This is a genomic window from Loigolactobacillus backii (assembly GCF_001663675.1).
Taxonomy (GTDB): Bacteria; Bacillota; Bacilli; order Lactobacillales; family Lactobacillaceae; genus Loigolactobacillus; species Loigolactobacillus backii.
Map to the genome: position 1 here is coordinate 1,886,926 of NZ_CP014873.1, position 18,156 is coordinate 1,905,081.

At 39.6% G+C, this 18,156-nt stretch carries 16 protein-coding genes; 10 read left to right on the forward strand and 6 right to left on the reverse strand.

Going from position 1 to position 18,156, the window contains the following annotated elements:
- Positions 1-4: 4 nt before the first annotated feature.
- The 4 genes from grpE to lepA all read left to right on the forward strand — a co-directional run bounded on the left by grpE (position 5) and on the right by lepA (position 5,897).
- Positions 5-637 carry a nucleotide exchange factor GrpE gene (gene grpE / locus AYR53_RS08545; RefSeq protein WP_075168967.1) on the forward strand — a complete coding sequence of 211 codons (633 nt, stop codon included), beginning with the start codon at positions 5-7 and terminating at the stop codon, positions 635-637.
- Positions 638-672: 35 nt separating this feature from the next.
- A complete protein-coding gene (dnaK, locus tag AYR53_RS08550; protein ID WP_068280805.1) occupies positions 673-2,535 on the forward strand; it encodes a molecular chaperone DnaK in 1,863 nt (620 codons plus the stop codon).
- A gap of 192 nt (positions 2,536-2,727) precedes the next feature.
- Positions 2,728-3,894 carry a molecular chaperone DnaJ gene (gene dnaJ, locus AYR53_RS08555; protein WP_068224598.1) on the forward strand — a complete coding sequence of 389 codons (1,167 nt, stop codon included), beginning with the start codon at positions 2,728-2,730 and terminating at the stop codon, positions 3,892-3,894.
- Between the two features lie 164 nt (positions 3,895-4,058).
- Complete coding sequence (gene lepA / locus AYR53_RS08560; protein ID WP_068224595.1) at positions 4,059-5,897, forward strand: translation elongation factor 4; 1,839 nt, start codon at positions 4,059-4,061, stop codon at positions 5,895-5,897.
- Between the two features lie 969 nt (positions 5,898-6,866).
- Here the strand turns inward: lepA and AYR53_RS08565 are convergent.
- Together AYR53_RS08565 and AYR53_RS08570 are read right to left on the reverse strand one after the other, a co-directional pair.
- The gene (locus AYR53_RS08565; RefSeq protein WP_068223443.1) at positions 6,867-8,042 is read right to left on the reverse strand and encodes an IS256 family transposase; all 1,176 of its coding nucleotides are present in this window, start codon (positions 8,040-8,042) and stop codon (positions 6,867-6,869) included.
- Positions 8,043-8,109: 67 nt separating this feature from the next.
- Positions 8,110-9,444, reverse strand: a complete 1,335-nt coding sequence (locus AYR53_RS08570; RefSeq protein WP_068280802.1) for a glucosaminidase domain-containing protein — start codon at positions 9,442-9,444, stop codon at positions 8,110-8,112.
- Between the two features lie 377 nt (positions 9,445-9,821).
- On the opposite strand from AYR53_RS08570, the gene AYR53_RS08575 reads away from it, so the two are divergent.
- A complete protein-coding gene (locus tag AYR53_RS08575) occupies positions 9,822-10,691 on the forward strand; it encodes an RluA family pseudouridine synthase (RefSeq protein ID WP_068280799.1) in 870 nt (289 codons plus the stop codon).
- Positions 10,692-10,820: 129 nt separating this feature from the next.
- On the opposite strand, the gene AYR53_RS08580 is transcribed toward AYR53_RS08575, so the two are convergent.
- Complete coding sequence (locus tag AYR53_RS08580) at positions 10,821-11,432, reverse strand: hypothetical protein (protein WP_068280793.1); 612 nt, start codon at positions 11,430-11,432, stop codon at positions 10,821-10,823.
- A gap of 157 nt (positions 11,433-11,589) precedes the next feature.
- On the opposite strand from AYR53_RS08580, the gene AYR53_RS08585 reads away from it, so the two are divergent.
- Positions 11,590-12,684, forward strand: coding sequence for an FAD:protein FMN transferase (locus tag AYR53_RS08585; RefSeq protein ID WP_068280792.1), 1,095 nt, complete (start codon positions 11,590-11,592; stop codon positions 12,682-12,684).
- Between the two features lie 518 nt (positions 12,685-13,202).
- Here the strand turns inward: AYR53_RS08585 and AYR53_RS08590 are convergent.
- Both AYR53_RS08590 and AYR53_RS08595 read right to left on the reverse strand, forming a co-directional pair.
- Positions 13,203-14,087, reverse strand: coding sequence for an IS3 family transposase (locus AYR53_RS08590; protein WP_105782191.1), 885 nt, complete (start codon positions 14,085-14,087; stop codon positions 13,203-13,205).
- On the reverse strand, positions 14,072-14,329 hold the full coding sequence (locus tag AYR53_RS08595) for a transposase (RefSeq protein WP_017866964.1): 258 nt from the start codon (positions 14,327-14,329) through the stop codon (positions 14,072-14,074). Before AYR53_RS08595 ends, AYR53_RS08590 begins: the two co-directional genes overlap by 16 nt.
- An 80-nt stretch (positions 14,330-14,409) precedes the next feature.
- Here AYR53_RS08595 and AYR53_RS13530 point away from each other — a divergent pair, with 80 nt between their 5' ends.
- A complete protein-coding gene (locus AYR53_RS13530; RefSeq protein WP_156520048.1) occupies positions 14,410-14,562 on the forward strand; it encodes a hypothetical protein in 153 nt (50 codons plus the stop codon).
- Between the two features lie 228 nt (positions 14,563-14,790).
- On the opposite strand, the gene AYR53_RS08600 is transcribed toward AYR53_RS13530, so the two are convergent.
- A complete protein-coding gene (locus AYR53_RS08600; protein WP_068280791.1) occupies positions 14,791-16,443 on the reverse strand; it encodes a phosphoenolpyruvate carboxykinase (ATP) in 1,653 nt (550 codons plus the stop codon).
- 133 nt (positions 16,444-16,576) lie between these two features.
- Here AYR53_RS08600 and AYR53_RS08605 point away from each other — a divergent pair, with 133 nt between their 5' ends.
- The 3 genes from AYR53_RS08605 to AYR53_RS08615 all read left to right on the forward strand — a co-directional run bounded on the left by AYR53_RS08605 (position 16,577) and on the right by AYR53_RS08615 (position 18,147).
- A complete protein-coding gene (locus AYR53_RS08605) occupies positions 16,577-16,945 on the forward strand; it encodes a hypothetical protein (RefSeq protein WP_068224562.1) in 369 nt (122 codons plus the stop codon).
- An 81-nt stretch (positions 16,946-17,026) separates the two neighbouring features.
- Positions 17,027-17,656 (forward strand): DNA-3-methyladenine glycosylase, encoded by a 630-nt coding sequence (locus AYR53_RS08610; protein WP_068280788.1) that lies wholly within the window; start codon positions 17,027-17,029, stop codon positions 17,654-17,656.
- Positions 17,653-18,147, forward strand: a complete 495-nt coding sequence (locus AYR53_RS08615; protein WP_068224557.1) for a DUF3013 family protein — start codon at positions 17,653-17,655, stop codon at positions 18,145-18,147. Before AYR53_RS08610 ends, AYR53_RS08615 begins: the two co-directional genes overlap by 4 nt.
- Positions 18,148-18,156 lie beyond the last annotated feature (9 nt).

An 18,156-nucleotide genomic window follows, 5' to 3' on the forward strand; every position in this document is an offset into this window, starting at 1 on the left:
TGATTTGGCTAATAAAAAGACACCATCTACGAAACAACCAGAATTTCCATCTGAAAAAAATTTAGATCAAGAAACTACAGCGGCAACTACTGAAAAGGTAGTTAAAGGTGATAAAAAAGAAGCTACCGTTAAAAAAGAAACGGTTAGTGATGATGCGAACGTAACCAAGCAACATGAATTGGATCAAGCTGAAATTAAAAAATTACAGGCCTTGGTTGCTAGTAATGAAGATAAATATCTTCGTGCCGAAGCAGAAATCCAGAATATGAATAATCGTTTTAAAAAAGAACGGGAGCAACTAGCAAAATATGATGGCCAAGATTTGGCTAAATCCGTTTTACCTGTTGTTGATAATTTAGAACGTGCTTTGGCAATTGATGTTTCGGATCCAATCGGACGGCAGTTAAAAAAGGGTATTCAAATGGTCTATGACCACCTAGAGAGTGCCTTAAAAGAGCACAACGTTACCGAAATTGAAACTGAAAATAGAACTTTTGATCCGACTATTCACCAAGCAGTTCAAACTGTGCCCGTGGAGAGTGATCAAAAACCTGAGACGATTGTTAAGGTTTTACAAAAGGGCTACTATTTAAAAGATCGCGTTTTGCGACCTGCTATGGTAGTAGTTGCACAATAAAAATAAATATTAAATAATAAAAGAGGTTATGAGTTATGGCAAAAGTTATTGGGATTGACCTTGGGACAACTAACTCTGCAGTTGCTGTTCTCGAAGGTAAAGAACCAAAGATTATTACAAATCCAGAAGGTAATCGGACAACACCATCTGTTGTCTCTTTCAAAAATGGTGAAACACAAGTTGGTGAGGTTGCAAAGCGCCAGGCGGTAACTAATCCAAACACAGTTGCTTCAATCAAGCGGCACATGGGTGAAGCAGGTTATAAAGTTGAAGTTGATGGTAAGTCTTACACACCTCAAGAAATTTCAGCGATGATTTTACAATACATCAAGAAATTCTCTGAAGATTACTTAGGTGAAGAAGTTAAGGATGCCGTTATTACAGTACCTGCTTACTTTAATGATAGTCAACGCCAAGCAACTAAGGATGCTGGTAAGATTGCCGGTCTTGATGTTAAGCGAATTATCAATGAACCAACTGCTTCCGCATTAGCTTACGGGCTTGATAAAGGTGATAAGGACGAAAAGATCTTAGTTTACGACCTTGGTGGTGGTACCTTTGATGTTTCTGTTCTAGAACTTGGCGATGGTGTTTTTGAAGTTCTCTCAACTAATGGTGATACGCGTTTAGGCGGGGATGACTTTGATCAAAAGATTATTGATTGGTTAGTTGATAGTTTCAAGGCTGATAATGGCATTGATTTGGCCAAGGATAAAATGGCCTTACAGCGTTTAAAGGATGCTGCTGAAAAGGCTAAAAAAGATTTATCTGGGGTTAACGAAGCACAAATCAGTTTACCATTTATTTCTGCTGGTGATGCTGGTCCATTACATTTGGAAAAGACATTAACGCGGGCTAAATTTGACGAAATGACGGCCGATCTTGTTGCTAAGACTAAAGGACCTTTTGATAATGCCTTAAAAGATGCTAAATTATCTACTGGTGATATTGATAAAGTTATCTTAAATGGTGGTTCAACTCGTATTCCTGCTGTTCAAGAAGCTGTTAAAAAGTGGATGGGTAAAGAACCTGATCATTCCATTAACCCTGATGAAGCAGTTGCCTTAGGTGCTGCAGTTCAAGGTGGTGTCATTACTGGTGATGTTAAAGATGTTGTTTTACTTGATGTTACACCACTATCACTTGGTATTGAAACCATGGGTGGTGTCTTCACTAAATTAATCGATCGTAACACAACTATTCCAACAAGTAAGTCACAAGTATTTTCAACGGCTGCTGATAATCAACCAGCTGTAGATATTCACGTCTTGCAGGGTGAACGTCCAATGGCAGCAGACGACAAGACACTTGGTCGCTTCCAGTTGGCAGATATTCCGTCAGCACCACGAGGTGTCCCTCAGATTGAAGTTAAATTTGATATCGATAAAAACGGGATTGTTAACGTATCTGCTAAAGATATGGGAACACAAAAAGAACAAAAGATTACCATTAAGAGTTCTTCTGGTTTATCTGATGAAGAAATCGAAAAGATGCAAAAAGAGGCTGAGGAAAATGCCGATGCCGATAAGAAGAAAAAAGAAGAAGTTGATTTACGTAATGACGTTGAACAACTTATCTTTACAACTGATAAGACATTGAAGGAGCTTAAGGGTAAGGTCACTGATGAAGAGATCAAGAAGGCCCAAGACGCTGAAGATGCTTTGAAGAAGGCACAAAAAGACGACAATTTGGATGATATGAAGACTAAACGTGATGATTTAAATAAAATTGTCCAAGATTTATCCGTTAAGATGTATGAACAAGCCGCCAAAGAACAACAGGCTAAAAGCGATGCCGGCCAAGGCAGTGATGCCAAAGGCGACAATAAGAGTGACGGCGATGGTGAAACAGTTGACGGTGACTTTGAAGAAGTCGATCCTGATAAGAAGAAAAAATAAATCTTGTTGTTGCGTACCTTAATGAGTAGCAGGAAGCCAGGGCCATTGCGGCTTTTGGCTTTTTGTTTAATTTATGGTATGCTTAATTCGATTTTCTGCAAAGAATATTATTGGTTTAATTTATTGTGTCTAAATTAACTTAGATGAGATTGGTGAGCAATAATTAAATCGTTATAAATTAGGAGGTTAAGCATGGCGGAAGAACAACGTGATCCCTATGAAGTTCTTGGGGTAGCAAAAGATGCGTCCCAGGATGAAATTAAACACGCCTACCGAAAGCTTTCAAAGAAGTATCATCCTGATCTTAATAAGGCGCCAGACGCTGAGGCAAAGTTTAAAGAAATATCGGCTGCGTATGAAGTTATTGGTGATCCTGATAAGCGGGCCCAATATGATCAGTATGGTGCCGCGGGTCCACAAGGTGGCTTTGGCGGCGGTGGCGGTCAAGGCTTTGGTGGTTTTGATACAGGCGGTCAGAGTTTTGGCGGTTTTGATGATATCTTTAGTCAATTCTTTGGTGGCGGTGGTGGCCAACAACAGTCTAACCCATCGGCACCTCGGCAAGGTTCTGATCTACAGTACCAAATGGATCTAAAGTTTGAGGAAGCCATTTTTGGTAAGGAAACAACAATTTCTTATACACGTGAGGCGATGTGTCATACTTGTAATGGGACTGGTGCGAAGCCTGGTACTTCACCAGTAACCTGTCATAAGTGTCATGGTGCTGGCTATATTCAAGTTACTCGTCAAACACCACTTGGCCGGATGCAAAGTCGTGAAGTTTGTGATGTTTGTCGCGGTACAGGTAAAGAAATTAAAGAAAAATGTGCAACTTGTCATGGCTCTGGTCACGAACAAGAACGTCACAGTGTTAAAGTTAAGGTTCCAGCTGGTGTCGAAGATGGTCAACAAATGCGTTTATCCGGACAAGGCGAAGCAGGAACAAATAGTGGCCCTTACGGTGATTTATTCATTGTTTTCCGAGTTGCACCAAGTGATAAATTCAAGCGTGATGGTGCCGAGATTTACATTGAAGTACCAATTAGTTTTGTGCAGGCTGCGTTAGGCGATGACTTACAAGTTGATACGGTCAACGGCAAGGTCAAGTTAAAGGTACCAGCCGGCACTCAAACTAACACAACGTTCCGTTTACGCGGTCAGGGTGCACCACGATTACGTGGTAATAGCAAAGGTGACGAACACGTTACGGTCAAGGTAATAACGCCTAAACACTTAAGTAATGAGCAAAAGAATGCATTGAAGACCTTTGCTGTTGCTAGTGGCGATGAAGTGAGTCAGACCGAAGGCAGTTTATTCGATAAGATTCGTGAGACTTTTACAGGCGATAAAAAGAAATAAGAAACGACTAAAGAGTGAGCATAATACTGGCAGTTGTATAAACTAGGTGATGATGACCTAGTTTCGCGGCTAGGTTGGCTTACTCTTTTTTGAGTTATTTCCAGTATAAATTGCGTCGTCTTAGTCGGCTTGTTATAATTTAAACTAGAAAGTAGGTTGACGAAATGGATGTTGAACAAATGCATCAGCGCCAAAAGAATATTCGTAATTTTTCAATTGTAGCGCATATTGATCACGGTAAATCAACACTGGCGGACCGAATCTTGGAGCTGACGCATACCGTGGCTAAGCGTGATATGGAAAATCAAATATTGGATACAATGGATTTAGAACGTGAGCGTGGCATTACAATTAAGTTAAACGCCGTTGAACTAGAATACCACGCAAAAAATGGTGAGAAATATATTTTTCATTTAATTGATACACCAGGACACGTTGATTTCTCTTATGAAGTTTCGCGTAGTTTGGCAGCCTGTGAGGGTGCAGTGTTAGTTGTTGATGCTGCTCAGGGTGTTGAAGCACAGACACTGGCTAACGTCTATTTAGCGATTGATAACGACCTTGAAATTATTCCGGTGATTAATAAGATTGATCTGCCTTCCGCCGATCCAGAACGAGTGCGATCTGAAATTGAAGACGATATTGGTATTGATGCCTCTGACGCAGTTTTAGCAAGTGCTAAAGAAGGTATTGGGATTGAAGATATTTTAGAGCACGTTGTTAGTGATGTACCGGCACCAAGTGGTGATGTTCAGAAACCCTTGAAGGCATTAATCTTTGATTCAGTTTATGATAATTATCGCGGCGTTGTGTTGAACGTTCGTATTTTTGACGGACTAGTTAAGCCAGGTGATACAATTCAACTGATGCAAGATGGTAAAACATTTGAAGTGACGGAAGTTGGTGTTATGTCGCCCAACGCTGTTTCGCGGGATCAATTAATGGTCGGGGATGTAGGTTACATTGCAGCCAGTATTAAGACCATTCAAGACACGCAAGTTGGTGATACTGTAACACTGGCCAACAATCCGGCCGCAACTGCTTTAAAGGGTTATCGAAAGATGAATCCGATGGTTTATTCAGGTTTATATCCAGTTGATACAGCGAAATATAACGATTTACGTGAATCCTTAGAAAAATTACAATTAAACGATGCTGCTTTAACTTTTGAACCAGAGACTTCTGAGGCATTAGGTTTTGGTTTTCGTTGTGGTTTTCTTGGTTTACTGCACATGGATGTTGTTCAGGAACGACTTGAGCGTGAATTTGGGATGGATTTAATTACCACAGCACCTTCAGTAACTTACCACATTAATTTAACCGATGGTACGCAGAAGATAGTTTCTAATCCCTCTGAGATGCCTGATCCAGCGGCAATTAAGTCAATCGAGGAGCCCTTTGTGCACGCCTCCATTATGGTGCCTAATGATTATGTTGGCGCCGTGATGGAGCTATCGCAAGATAAACGGGGAGAATTTGATACGATGGAGTACTTAGATAATAACCGAGTAAATGTTGTTTATCATTTACCGTTATCAGAAATTATCTATGACTTTTTTGATCGCTTAAAATCCAGCACAAAGGGTTATGCCTCCCTCGATTACGATATTGAAGGTTATCGTGAGAGTAAATTAGTTAAAATGGATATTCTATTAAACGGAGAATCAGTTGATGCGTTGAGTATTATTGTTCATCAAGATTTTGCCTTTGGACGCGGTAAAGAAATTGTTGATAAACTAAAAACAATTATCCCACGCCAACAATTTGAGGTGCCTATTCAGGCTGCTATTGGGAACAAAATTATTGCGCGGACCAACATTAAAGCTTTGCGCAAAAACGTTTTGGCCAAATGTTACGGTGGGGACGTTTCCCGAAAGCGCAAATTATTGGAGAAGCAAAAGCGTGGTAAAAAAAGGATGAAGCAAATTGGTTCAGTAGAGGTTCCCCAGGAAGCCTTCATGGCCGTTTTACAAACTGGTGAGGAAGAAACGCATAAAAAATAAAGCCTGCTTAGAGGCTTTATTTTTTTGATATTAGGCAATTAATTAAAATTGTAATCTGTATTTCGAAAACTAATCTTAGATTATTTTTACTGTTAATCCGTTTTGGGTGAACTTATTCACCTAGAACGGATTTTTTAAATGATAACCATAACTACTTGGTTGTCAAATAAGCCTGTCATCTTCATTAAGTGATACGGATGAAACTTCGTGGCGTTTTAGGGCAGTATGACCACAATCTGAAGTAATTACGTACTTATCTGCTTGGCCAATATTGAAGAAATTTCGGGCCGTGGTTTCGGGCCGTGGTATTGATTACTGCATCGTCGGTGATCACCTTAACGTTAGCAATCTGTTTTAGCGTAAGTGTTTTTCCAGAATTTAGATTTACAGTTAATGTGTGTGCCATTTTTTCAACTCCAATTTAATTAAAATTTATTATAATAATAAGATAGCAATGATTAATGACTAAATGCAAAAATAACGCTTTATTTTAAGTGAGGGGAATGAGGCTGGGACAAACGTCCGCTTTTTATTTCCAAACTTTACTCTAGAACGTGCGTCAAAACCGACTTTTTGTCTCACTTTGTGTAATTTATTAGTGATACGTAAAATTAGCGTAGTATTATTGGTGTGATTTCTAGTCTCGTAAATCGTAAAAGGTAGTGCTTGCTATAATTTTATTAAGTTGGTAAAAACTTTATTGATCTAAGGACCGTTTTTCGTGTCCATTAGCATAGAAACAGAATGGGACCTGCCTTAAGTTGTTTTCGATGAAAATACGCAGTGGTTAATGGTTTTATTTGTTTTTTGTAGTTTTTTTTAACAAAATTAATTTGCCGAGTTTGTTTTGCCTTTTGATCATATTTAGTTAAGTGATAAGTAGTAATAATTTGATTAAGTTTCAAATTGAGAGTGTCAATAATTTTGTGTAAATGAGTAACTCTTATTCGCACGATTAAATAACCAATTTCAAAACATTGATTCTAATGTATCTTGGCATTGTTTGAAACCACGATGAGACTTACCAAAGTTCTTATCGTTGTAGGCCAACATCTGTGTGACTAGGAAACGATCCAACGCAGCTTCATTTGGAAATTGTTCTTTCACTTTGGTTTTTCGCTTAATTGATTTGTTGAAAGATTCAATAAGATTGGTTGAGTAGATCGAGGCTCTAATACTTGTCGGGAAATCAAAGAAAGTAAGCAGATTTTTGGTCTCCGCTAAGTGCTTCGTCATTCTAGAATAGCTAGGTGCCCAGTGTGTAATAAAGGTGGCCAGAATCGCTTGTGCCTCAGATTTGGTCGTTGCTTGATGGATCTGCTTGAATTCAGACATAACGGCCTGTCGGTCACTAACACGTACTTTTTTGAAAATATTACGACTCATATGAACGAGGCAACGCTGAAACTTTGCCTGTGGGTAGCTTCTTTCAAGTGCTGATTCAAGGCCCACCATTCCGTCAGCGATGACTAGTTGGACGTTGCTGATACCTCTTTTTACAAGTCCACCTAATAATTCTGACCAAACTTCACCATTCTCAGTTGGAGCGATTTGGTAATCAAGGATCTGTTTCTCACCGCTTGCTGTAATGCCAATCGCGATATGGACCGCCTCACGTTCAACCGTCTTTCGTCTGAGCGGAAGATAAGTCGCATCGATGAAGAGACAAACGAAGCTTGACTCAGTAAAATGACGCTTATGAAAAGCCGCAACTTGCCCTTCGACGACCTGGGTCATGTTTGAGATTGTGGTTGCGCAGTAGTGCGATCCATACATTTTCTCAATGAGATCGGCAATTTCACGTGTTGTGATCCCTTTTTCGTAGAGCTTGAGAACCATTTCTTCTAGGGCATCAACCCGGCGCGTATAGGATGGAATAAGTGCTGCTTTGAATTCACCATTACGGTCACGGGGCACACAAATATTTAGTTTTCCATACTCGGAAGCTATTTGGCGAAAGTACTGTCCGTTTCTGGAATTACCGCTGTTGAAGCCACTGCGATCATATGGATCGTAGCCTAAAATTGCGGTCAGTTCAGCTTGAAGCAGGCTGTTGACTGTTTTCTCCAATTGAGTACGAAAAACCTCCTTTAAATTTCCTTGAGCTAGTAGTGTTTGGGCGATTTCTTTGTTAAACTGATCCATGGGGAAGGCCTCCGTTGATTATGTTTGGCGATTTAATCATACGGGGAAGGTCTTCCCTTTTCAATTACTATTTACACAAAATATTGTACACTCCCTTCAAATTATAGTTGGTATCTGTTGCGTAGCGGCCAGTTAAAAACTTGGTTGCTTTTTGGTAGTTTTTAGCGTTTTGTTTCCAGGCTCCAGCGTAGAAATTTGCCATTGTTCCCGTTGTTAATAAATTTGTATAGTCAGTTAGGGACGCCTTATAGGAATCATAACGCTTAAAATTTGTTTTAATGGTAAACAATTGGCCGAAGCCATTGTCTTCTTTGGTGACCATTTGAGTACTTCGGCCAACAGAGTCGCTTTTGATACCGAAGAGATTGTAATTTGGCGCGGTAGCCAGATCACTATTGCCCCAACTACTTTCTAAGGCTGCCTGTGCAATCATAACTGAGGCGTAAATACCATGTTTATAAGCAATTTTTTGCGCGTTTTTTGCAAATAATTTAATAAATATTTTGTGTGACGGAACGGCGATTCCTGGTTGGAGCAGAATCTTTTCTTCGATCGTAGCGTTAGGTTTTGCAATAATGGTAGTCGAAAAGGTTGGTTTTACGCTTGAAATTGAAGCAGTGGTCTGATTTGATTTTGGAGCCTGTTGTTGAGCCGGCCCTTCTTCGCCGGCGATCACTCTAGCAACGCCTTGATTACGGTCAACACCAGTAGTCACTGTCTTAGAATCTTTCGCGCTACTCTGGGCAGGGTTAACGGAGACCACTGTTTTTGAATCTTCTTTTTTAGTTGGTAGTTGTTTTTTGGCCGCTGTTTGTTCATTTTTTTGTGCTAATTCGTTTTGGCAATTTGTTTGACCGCGTTGGTAGCCTAGTAGATAACCTGTCTGGTAAACTGGGCCAAATTGGGCTATCACAGTGGCGTCCTTTTTCTTTTGTTGCTGGCCGGCACTATACCCGGCGTTCTCCCCCTTGTTATACAGCGTTTGGGCCGTAGAAAATTCAACTTCGTAGGCTTTAATGAAGTAGCGCGTGGCCGTTGTTGGTTTACTAGTGTTTATTGGGTTAGCCTTTGTGACGTCCAAATTGGCGGCCCGTTTACCTTTAAGGTAATCTATTTGGTCTTGCCGGTACTCGTTGGTATAGGCTTGGGTATAGTCATTACCACCAGTGGAAACTAGGGAAGTCCCTTGTTCTGCCGCGGCAAGTACATCTTTTTGTGCGGCCTGCTGTCCTTTTTGAGTATCAGTTTGGACCTGAGTTTTGGTAACAGCAGTGGCTGAGCTTGCCGCCTGAACACTCTTCAGACTAAAAAGCCCACTTGCAGAACTTAATAGTATACCGGTAGTACTCAAAATTGTCAGTTGTCGTAGTAATATGTGGTGGCCTAACTTAGAAGTTAGCATTTCAATCAACCTCTTTTCCTTATTTTTGCTGCAGTATTTACCTTCCTATAGATAAATTACATGAAGTTGTGTCAATCTAGTTAAATTAGATAGTTTTAAGGAAAACGGTTTTATTTTAGATTAGGTCATCACTAAATAGTGTTATCATTTTCTGATGATGTTTTTTCATGGCGCTATGACCAATGGGTACCTTACGTTTGAAGTAGGCTAAGCGTTTCAGGAGGTAATCTTGGGAAATGCGTTAATTAAACAGCGCTAATTACGGCTTAGACTATAAATGTTATAATAGAAAAATAATTTAGTTGAATAATTGCTGATTTTACTGAGGCAAATACGATCAATGGCAAATGGTTTGACTAATTTTTTGGGGGATATTAATGGAATTTATGTGGCAACAGCATGAAGAAAAACAAGCAATGAAGGATTTTTTAGGTCAACGGGGAATTGGTAGTCGTTTCTTTCGCTATCTCCGTCAAAACGGTGGTCAAATCTTAATTAATGGGCGACTAACTAATGGGCCAACCAATGTTGTACGCAATGATCAGGTTACAGTCCGGCTACCAGTGGAGCGTGCCGATCCGCGGGTTGCGATCAGCCACCAGCCGCTAACTATTTTGGCAGAAGATAATAATTGGCTGGTCATTAATAAACCGGCGGGATTGACTGCTGTTCCAGGCCCCGCTAACCGTGTGGATACGGTAGTTAATCGAGTTAAGGGTTATCTGATCGACGCGGGAGCACAGGATCAAGTTCCGCACATTATAACGCGATTGGATCGCTTTACTAGTGGGATTGTTCTAATTGCTAAGCACCGTTTGGCACAAAATCTTGTCCAGGCACAGCCATTAGATAAAGTGTATTTGGCCTTGGTAAATGGCCGTTTAGAGCAGGCACATGATTTGATTGATGCACCGTTAGGGCGGCAACCCGATGAGTTCAAACAGTCAGTTCTAGAAACGGGGAAAAAGGCGCAGACTGAATATTGGTTGGAACGTTATTTGCCTGCTTTAGATGCTTCCCTCGTGCGGGTGAAATTGCTAACGGGTCGTACCCACCAAATTCGGGTGCACTTTGCCTATTTAGGACACCCACTCTTAGGTGATGAACTCTATCAAGGGCCACTGGATCGGGGAATTAAGCGGCAAGCATTACATGCAAGTCGATTGAGTTTTTTCGATCCCTTTACGAAAATCGTTAATCAGTATGAGGCAGAATTGCCAAGTGATTTTCAAAAGTTATTAGTTTAAAGTCGACGGGTTACTTATGTCTCTTATGTGTGCTGTGATCTGAGTCGGTTTGAAGCAATTTAACAGGCAAATTAATGACAAAAAATGACTAACCAGTTGAGCTTGTAACAGCAACTAGTTAGCCATTTTTTAATCTGTTTTAGTTTGTATTTGAAACGTTTTTTTAGCAATTTTTGGGGCGGTGTATTGATATAGATCATCATAAATATCCCAAAATTGAATGAAGGCAATATCCTTCAACGAAATTATTAGCGGATCGGCAACTGTGTAATTAAACTCGTAAAACGGTTGAAAAGTGAAGCCGTGTGCCGAAGCAGCCAGAATTCTACCAGTTGGTATTATTTTGAAACGGCCGCCAATCGTAACGAAAGCCCGTTTCTTTGCTAACAAGATAAGTAATTGTCGACTAAGATTTCTTTCCCAATGTTTAATTTGTTTCTGCCGGTCTGCCAATTTTAGTGGATCGTAAAGTTGATGGGCCTTAGCAAAATCGATGTAGTGGTGAACAATAGTCAAATAGGCGGTACCAACCTTAATTTTTTTGATTCGTTTTAGGGCAAAGAGGGTAAAACCGTCAAATTGGCCTTCAGTATTAATTGCCGCAATAATCAGCCAGCGATGATCACTAGCAATCGGGAAACCAACCTCAAAATCATCGACTTGTTTTTTGACGTGGACTTCGATTAATTCATGCGCCTTTTTTGCAGCTTCAATTCGACTTAAAATTTTTGTCTTTTTCATAAATTTGCACCTCGCATTATGTTGCCATCATCATTGTAACGGATCCGTTGCCTAATAGAAACGATAAAGTGTGAAACCTTACTTTTTTATTGATTGTCAAAGTGTTACTGGTCCCTTAAAATAAAGAAGTAAGTTTGAATTAGAAAGGGTGCACAAAATGAAACCCAAGAAACAATGGTTACTTGGAGTTGTTCTATTATTAATTTTACCACTCATATTGAGTGCGTGTCAGGCTAAAAGATCAACGGCTCCAGTGATAAAACGGCCGTATCAAAAAAGTGAGTTTATTATGGGAACGATTTGTACGTTGTCAATTTATAATAAAGGGAAAAAGGCTGTGCTTGATAAAGGTTTTGCCCGAATTCATAAGTCTGATAACCAAGCAAGTTTAACCAAGAAGAATACTGAGTTAGACAAGATAAATCAGAATGCGGGCATTCGGCCGGTTAAGGTTAGTGCTGACATGTGGCCAATGGTGGAGAAGGCAATGTACTATAGTAAAAATTCGGCCGGCGCCTTTGATATGTCAATTGGGGCCATTACCAACCTATGGAAAATCGGACTACCAGGCGCACGTGTGCCCAGTCAGGGAGAAATTGATCAAGCGTTACCGCTGGTTGATTATCACGATGTGCAGCTTAATGCAAGGAAACGAACTGTCTATTTAACTAAAAAGGGCATGCGTTTGGATTTTGGTGGTATCGCTAAAGGTTATATTGCGGATCAGGTTCGTGAAGTTTTTAAGAAAAATGGAATTACGACGGCTGTCATTAATCTTGGTGGTAATATTGTTGTGATGGGCCATTCACCAGTTGGCAAGGACAAACCGTGGAACGTTGGCGTTCAGAATCCATTGGCAGCACGAGGTAAGGCACTAGGGGTTATTCCAGAAAAGAATGTGTCGATCGTAACTGCAGGTATTTATGAGCAATATTTAAAGGTTAACGGCCACAGGTATATCTATTTAATGGACATGAATACGGGTTATCCGTACGAGAATAACTTGGCTGGGGTTACGATTGTTTCACCTAAGTCGGTTGATGGGGACGCGTTATCTAATGCGGCCTTTAACAAAGGTGTAAAGGGTGGCTTGGCTTATATTAATAATAAACATAAGCAAAACATTCAGGCAATTTTTGTAACGAAGGATAAGCAAATCTATCTAACGAATGGCTTAAAGAAGAAATTTAAGCTTAATACGGGTAATGGGTACCGGCTGGGGGATCCAACCAAATTGACTGGTAATGAATAATTAATGATCTAGCTAGTGGAAGACTGACGTTAATCTGAAAACTAAGTAACATAAATTTAATTATGTAAAATAAAAAAGTCCGTTTACTTATCACGTATTTGATAGGTAAACGGACTTTTTATTATCAAATTGAGTAATAGCTATCTTTAATATAATAATCTATAAAAATTATTAAAAACTAAAATATTTAATCTAATTGTTTTAAAATAGTTATAAAATAGATAAACTAATTATAAAAGATTAATTAATTTTTATAATTAGTTTAAATTCTATTTTAAATGAGCATATAATCTTTTAATCAATTTGCTGCATTAACTAATTCACGTTTAGTAAAGCGCTTAACAGATGAGGTGAATTGCGCTATATTAGAATAGATACTAATAAAAAAGAGGCAATAGGTATGGATGATACAAAGCAATTGATAACTGTAATTTTAAATGATGAAGATGTTCACTATAAATTTGATACATCGGATAAATGGATTTAGGTCAAGAATCTGGACACATTTTATGTATAATTTAAGCGACTAATTTTTCCTTTTCATTTGGAGTTAAATAATCAATGCTACTGTGAATTCGAGCACTGTTATAAAAGCTCTCAATGTAGCTGAATATTGCAGCATTTGCTTCTTCAAAATCCTGATAATGGTGTTGGTAAACCTCTTCTTTTTTCAAACTGGCGTGAAATGATTCCAAACATGAATTGTCATAGGGACAGCCACGCTTGCTATAAGAATGGCGAATATGGTGTTGCGCTAAGATCTGTTCAAAGCCAGCACTGCGGTACTGGCTACCCAGATCGGTATGCACAATTAAGTTATTAGTCGTCTTTCTAGTTTCAAAGGCTTGTTGAAAAGTGCTGATCACAAGATCAGCAGTCATATGACGGCTGATTTTATGGGCAATGATTTTACGTGAATATAAATCCTGAATGCTTGATAAATAACACCAGCCATTGGCTTTGGTGTGAATATAAGTTATGTCTGCACACCACTTTTGATTTGGACTGGTTGTACGAAAATCTTGCGCGAGTATATTTGAATAATCAGTCGCATCAATATCATTAGTTTGTTGATAATGCCACTTCTTGCGCGTGATTGATTTTAACCCCATTTGGCGCATTAATCGTTGAACTAGCTTAATACTGGCAGTCTTACCTTCTTTTTGTAACGCTTTTAGAATTTTAGGTGCCCCGTAGATACGTCTAGAATTAAAGTAAATGCGTTTAATCGACTGGCTAAGTGTCTTACGACGCTTGGCTTGTGGCGATACATGATTCTGCTGATGTTCATAGTAAGTTGAGCGTGGAACTGAGAGTACTTTACAGGTTTCTTTGATACTATGGTGCTTCAAATTAATATCAACGGCTGTCTGCCAGTCATCTGGGTTTACTTTTTGGCGAATATGGTTAAGGCTTTTTTTAAGATGTCATTCTCACTTTCTAGCTGTTTCAAACGTTTTTGCAACGCTAAAACATCTGATTTGGAAATTCCACTTCCTTTGTCTTCTTTATATAGATTAATCCATTTGTAAATAGTTACATTTGATACACCATATTCGTCTGTAAGATCAGCTACCGGGGCGCCATCCTGGTACAGCTTGACAATCATTTTTCTAAAATCTACTGAGTACTTTTTCTTGGTCATAAAAACACAATCCTTCCTATTATGGAATTATACTAAATCGTGTCCATGATTTCATACTACCTTCAAAAGCACATTTGGAAGTGGCCATTAAACAAATAAAAAACGATAAGCGACCATTAGAATCGGTTAAAGACGAAATTAAAGAGGAATTTGATAAGGCCGATTTTACCTATCACGACGATGTTAAACCAGAATCACAGGATGCAGATTTATTGTTCTTAATTGATCGTTAATTATAAATTTGATTAAAACAATGAGGCTAGGACAAAAAGTCCTAGCCTCTTACTGTTTTCGAACATTGCTCTAGAACGTGCGCCAAAAGTCTGGATTTACGTGCCTAACTACAGCTAATTCAATAACCATAGTACGGTTATTGGATTAGCTTACGTTACGCAGTAAACCCAAAACCGACTTTTGTCACACTCCCTATTGTTTCCGAACATTACTCTAGATCGTGGGCCTTATGCATTAAGCTGATCAATTAATGTTTGTAGACTGGTTTGAATTTCTGAAGGTAGTTCTTGCCCAGTGTGATTTTGATCATAGTTTTTTAACCAGTCCAGGCGAATTTCTAGGTGTGCTTTTAGTGTTATGCGGTAATCCGAATCCGAAAAATCGACTGGGTAACCAGGTAACGCCAAGTAGCTTAAATAGTTCAAAGATCCGAAATTCTGCCAGTTGGCAGTTTGATTGGCAATTTTTTCTAAAATTGCTAGTGTATCTTCTTTTTGAACTTTTATACCATTATAGAAACCAGTGTTAAGAATATAACAGGCAACTTTTTGTTCTTCGAATAAACTCTTAAAATCAGAGTAATCTTCCTTTAATGGGTACGCACGAAATGGATCGGCAAACGGTTCAATCACTAAGGCCTTACGATCAATTTTACCGACTAAATTTTCGGCAGAAGAACGTTTTGTGGCCAACGTTACGCCTAAGGTAGCGGCCAGAATTGGGTCAGAAACTTTAATAACTGGTGGTAGACTATCATCCTTCATGATCCAGAAAATGGCATTAATTGGAGCACTTTCTTTATCTACCCGGTTAGTAGAGGCATAACGTGATTTAACTGTTCGACCATTACCATTTCGTAGATCTTCGGTAACCAACGTTTTTTGACCCGCCGTATTTAAGGTGACCCCAACGTTCATCAAGGTCATAAAATACTCGGTTTCGGCTGTACCGGAGGGATAATCATTCGTTTTATCGAAGTAGGCCGGTTCAAGCGCAACTGAGCTACCGTTCTTACGGGAAATAACAAAGGCATCATCGTGCAAGACAGTCGTTTTAAAACGGCCACCATGTTTTGCGTGGGTCAAAGTTGATTTGCCGGAACCAGAAAGGCCAAACATCGCGTAAACTTGGTCAGGTCGATCAGTAAAGTGAAACGCTTTTTCACCACCATGACAAGCAACATAGCCATTACGGTGAGCAGTTGCCCAGGCCAAAGTAAGTGTGGCCTTTTTTAATTCACCAAAATAACGTAACCCTAGGATAATGGCAACGTTATGTTGCGGGTCAAAAAGTGCAAGTCCATTTGGAAAATCAGGGTGCTGAAAGTCAGGGTTGGCGTAAATGAAAATATCACCCTCGTTGTAAGCTGTCGAGGCCTGATAGTGTTTTGCGTAATGTTGATTAATGGCTTGAAAATTTAATAAGTAAGAAAGTAAATTATTTTCAAATCCTTTTGGAATCGCTAAGTGGGCTTTTAACATAAAATCTTCATCCAGGCCGACAACCACGCTGGTTTTGTAAAAAGTCTGCTTGGAGCCTTGGTAGATGGCCTCCCGAGCAATTTTGGCCATGACTGCAGTATCGACGCCGGAATGACCAAGAATACGGCGTGCGGCTGCTGTTCGTCCGACTATTTGGCCATTATTATCAACCAACATGACGGCATCGGCAGGTAATCCTAGTTCATCAGCATATTTAATTGGTAGGTCAGTGATGATTGTTTCCGGGGCATCGTGGGCAAGGTGGTAGGCAGTTGCAACATCATTGATGGCCGTAATGTTGTTTCCATAAAAGGTCGATTCAATCGTTGTCCGTAATTGTGAGAAGATTGGATTCGTTTTGCGAATAGTACTTTCATTGTACTGACCAACTGTACTCATAAGATCACTCCTGTTCTTGTATCCGTTTTCACAATTGTAGCACAATCTTCTTTTTATCGGTGTATTTTACATCGTGACTGGTTTAGCTTGGTTGGCTATGGCATAATGATGAATAAACTGGAGGCGGCTTAAAATGAATGAAACAATCACTTGGCGAATCATGTTTTATACGGCGACTTTTACGCGGAAGCAAGTCGAAACATTTGTGGCCGATTTGAAAAAGGAAACTAACTTTGGTGGCTACTCGATTGATCAAGTTACTTTTGATCGTGCGACCAGCGATTTACTTTATATAACTTTTCAATTTGAAGCCCAACAAAAATTGGATGATCCGTTAATTCATAAAATGGTAAAATATTTGTATGCGCGAGCGGTACACCCAGGGCATCTTGACACAAAACAATATTACCAAATTGTTAATCAGTCTAGCCAGAAATTAGGCATTGATTATTTCGCTTCTGGTGATAGACAGATGGATATTACGTTCTGGGGTACGGAGTAAATTAACTTATCCAGTTATCTTTTTATAAGATCATCCGCAAATGATTTAGTAATTTGGTGGCTGCTATTTTTAGGTGATAAAATGTTAGATGATTTTTTGGCAGGACGTTCAACCGTTGAAATTGCTCGTGATTTGTTGGGTAAAAAGATTTGTTATCAAACACCACAGGGAATAATTTCAGGTTATATTGTGGAAGATGAGGCTTACCTTGGTCAATGTGACCGTGCGGCTCACGCGTTTGGTGGGCACCGTTCGAAGAAGAACGAGGCCCTCTATTGGCCGGCGGGAACGATCTATATTTACACAATTTACGGACAGTTTTTATTGAATATCATTACGCAAAAGAAGGGAAACCCCCAAGGAATCTTAATTCGTGGGGTGGAACCGGATGCCGGTGTTGCGCAAATGCAACTGAACCGACATTGGCCGAAGCACTTGTACGATTTAACTAATGGACCGGGAAAATTAATGAGTGCGTTTGGCATTCAAAATTTGAACTTGAACTTAAATAATTATGTTAGTTCGCCGTTAACACTTGATGTAACGCACTATAAAAGGCCATTAGCGATTGCGGAAACGGGCCGCATTGGAATTAATGATAAGGGAGAGTGGCAAACGGCGCCATTGCGTTTTTATGTTGCGCACAATCCCTTTGTTTCGAGGATTACTAAGCGTGAAATGAATTTAGAAAATAATGGGTGGCAAAAATGAAAAAAGTAACCTTATTGGATGAATTGGCGGAGCAAGTGGCCGCTTTTGATGATGCAAACGCAACATTGGTTTTAAACTGGGATCAACAGCATCACGTTTTTGAAATTACGATTGATTTAATCGCACAGAACAAAGTGGCACAGACTATTTTAGATGCCACGGGAGTCAGTTCAACCGATAAAAAAATTGAGTTTGAAGATCAACTATTAATTTATGATACTAAGCGTTTAGATGGTGCGGCCTACCAAACTGATTATTTAGCAATGATTCCCTTTACTGGGAAGCAAGGGTTGGCCAAACAACAAGTTACGGCCATTTTTACTTACTTAGAAGAAGTCGTTGATAATGGGCTAAGTGATTTAATGACTTTCTTAAACGATGATGCGGTGCCGACATTTCAACTAAAGTGGGATAATGTGGCCTATCAGGCCCAAGTTGCGGCCAATGGTACAATTCAAGCTAGCGATTACTTACCATACCCGCGTTTTTAGATTAGATAG